The sequence below is a fragment of the Halorubrum sp. SP3 genome, from assembly GCF_005435195.1.
GTDB classification, from domain to species: domain Archaea; phylum Halobacteriota; class Halobacteria; order Halobacteriales; family Haloferacaceae; genus Halorubrum; species Halorubrum sodomense.
Genome location: NZ_SGTU01000781.1, coordinates 1 through 218 on the forward strand (window position 1 = coordinate 1; position 218 = coordinate 218).

Annotated in this window: 1 protein-coding gene; it reads right to left on the reverse strand. The window is 67.9% G+C overall.

The window, feature by feature from the left end; all coding sequences use genetic code 11:
- Window positions 1-218: hypothetical protein (locus EXE42_RS20085; protein WP_206750796.1), on the reverse strand; the 218-nt coding region annotated here is incomplete at both ends.

A 218-nucleotide genomic window follows, 5' to 3' on the forward strand; every position in this document is an offset into this window, starting at 1 on the left:
GGTCCTCGAGCTCATCCGCACAAGTGGTGGTGACTGGTGGCTCGTCGGCCTCGTCGGCCTCATCGGCCCGCTGTTCGCCAAGCAGTGTTGCGGCGGTTGCGAATGCCGATGGCGACAGGGTGTGTTCGTCGTCCTCGTCGCTCGCTGAATCGTCGGGGGGCGTCTCGGCTGCCAGCCGGGTCTGGGCTGCGTCGTCACTGCCGTCGGGGGTGACTGTC